Here is a 2,286-nt window from a genome sequence, read left to right as displayed (position 1 = left end):
TTTGCTAAAGTCGACGGTTACGTTGAATTCAAAACCAAAGGCGCGCTGAACCGTAAAACCGTCAGCATCCGTCCTTACACCGGTTCTGAAGAATAATCGTTTTACGATTGAAAGCCGCATTCCTTTTCGGAATGCGGTTTTTGTTTGTCAGACTGTTTTGTCTGTTTGATAAAATCCGTATGTCGTGAAGCTTGATTTATATTAAGGCCAAAGTAAAAACGTGCTTACAATCGATAGTCTTTGTTTTATTCTATCGACTCTTTCTATATAATCTATCAAATGCCTTTGATTTACCCTCATGTAGCTAAACACAGTAAACTTAAGGCCGTCTGAAAAAATCCGTATCAGTTGAATACAAGGAATTCCTCCCATGAGCTTACACAGTGATATTCTCGTCGTCGGCGCAGGCCCTGCCGGATTAAGTTTTGCCGCAGAGTTGGCCGGAAGTGGTTTGAACATAACCCTGATTGAAAGAAGTCCTTTAGAAGTGTTGCAAAATCCGCCGTATGACGGCCGTGAAATCGCATTGACGCACTTGTCGCGTGAAATCATGCAGCGATTGGGTATGTGGGATTTGATTCCAAAAGACGAAATTTATCCTTTGCGCGATGCCAAAGTGTTGAATGGCCATTCCGATTACCAGCTCCACTTCCCGCAACCGACTCAGGCGCGCGGCGAGCCTGCGGACTGCTTGGGCTATTTGATTTCCAATCACAATATCCGTAAAGCCGCTTATGAAGTCGTGTCCAAATTGGACAACGTCAAAATTCTGACCGGCACCAATGTTAAAGAAGTCAAAACTTCTGACGATGAGGCGCAAGTCATTTTGGAAAGCGGCGAAGTATTGACCGGCCGTCTGTTGTTGGCCGCCGATAGCCGCTTCTCGCAAACGCGCCGTCAATTGGGTATTTCTTCCGATATGCACGATTACAGCCGCACCATGTTTGTGTGCCGCATGAAGCATACTCTGTCCAACCTGCATACCGCATATGAATGCTTCCACTACGGCCGCACCATTGCGTTGCTGCCTTTGGAAGAACACTTGACCAATACAGTGATTACGGTGGACAGCGATAAAGCCGAAACGATTAAAAACATGTCGCCGGAAGAGTTGGCAGCCAGCGTGAAAGAGCAACTCAAAGGCCGTTTGGGCGATATGGAATTGGTCAGCACCATTCACAATTATCCTTTGGTCGGCATGATTGCCCAACGTTTCTATGGTAAACGCAGCGCGTTGATCGGCGATGCCGCAGTTGGTATGCATCCGGTGACTGCGCACGGCTTCAACTTGGGTCTGGCAAGTGCCGATCTTTTGGCTAAATTGGTTCTCGAAGCCGAGCAACGCGGTCAGGATATTGGTGCGAAGAGCCTGCTGGAAAAATACAGCACCAAGCATATGTTCCACGCCCATCCGATTTACCACGGCACCAATATGTTGCTGAAACTCTTTACCAATGAAACTGCTCCGGCGAAACTGCTGCGCGGTTTGGTATTGCGTGCAAGCAATAACTTCCCACCGCTGAAAAAACTGATTACCAAACAATTGACCGGTTAATCATTTGAAAACATAAAAGGCCGTCTGAACGATTAAAGTTTCAGACGGCCTTGTTTTTTATCTATTGCTTATTTGGCTAAAACCGATTCGGGCATTTCTTGACGGACGTTTAAGGAAGTCAGTTTTTTGGTCAAGATGCTCAATACGATGCCGTATGCAGGCAGGAAGAAGAGGGTGCAGATGGCGAGTTTGAACAGATAATCGACAAATGCGATGCCCTGCCAGTTTGCCGCCATAAATTCATCGTTGCTCGCATAAAAGGCAACGGCGAAAAACACCAGCGTGTCTAACGCGTTGCCGAACACAGTGGAAGCAGTAGGGGCAATCCACCATGATTTCAGACGGCGTAATTTGTTGAACACGAAAATATCGAGGATTTGCCCGAGCGCATAGGCGGAAAAGCTGGCCAATGCGATGCGACCGACGAAGGTGTTAAATTCGGCCAAAGATGCCCAGCCTGTCCAGTTGCTGTCATGAAAGAGGACGGAGAAGACGTAAGAGAGCAGCAGGGCGGGGAACATCACCCAAAAAATAATCCGTCTCGCCAACTGCGCGCCGAAAATGCGCACGGTCAGGTCGGTAGCGAGGAAGATAAAGGGGAAGGAGAATGCGCCCCAAGTGGTAAAGATACCGAAAATTTGAAAGGGGAACTGTACCAGATAGTTGCTGGCGGCAATAATAAAAATATGGAAAAGCACCAGCCAGAAGAGCGCTTTCTTCTGCTGTGCGGC

Annotated in this window: 2 protein-coding genes and 1 pseudogene; 2 read left to right on the top strand and 1 reads right to left on the bottom strand. The window is 47.6% G+C overall.

The genetic code is table 11. The features are described from left to right. Together rpmA and ubiM are read left to right on the top strand one after the other, a co-directional pair. A pseudogene (gene rpmA, locus ACTHSP_RS19760) lies at window positions 1-96 on the top strand (50S ribosomal protein L27); the annotation flags it as partial. Window positions 97-370: 274 nt separating this feature from the next. Next, window positions 371-1,555, top strand: coding sequence for a 5-demethoxyubiquinol-8 5-hydroxylase UbiM (gene ubiM / locus ACTHSP_RS19755; protein ID WP_063069348.1), 1,185 nt, complete (start codon window positions 371-373; stop codon window positions 1,553-1,555). Between the two features lie 68 nt (window positions 1,556-1,623). On the opposite strand, the gene ACTHSP_RS19750 is transcribed toward ubiM, so the two are convergent. Continuing rightward, window positions 1,624-2,286, bottom strand: a 663-nt coding sequence (locus tag ACTHSP_RS19750; RefSeq protein WP_440346746.1) for a 7-cyano-7-deazaguanine/7-aminomethyl-7-deazaguanine transporter, incomplete at its 5' end; no start/stop codon positions are given.

This window comes from Neisseria sp. P0001.S005 (genome assembly GCF_051963715.1).
This window is presented reverse-complemented; position numbering and strand designations above follow the sequence as displayed.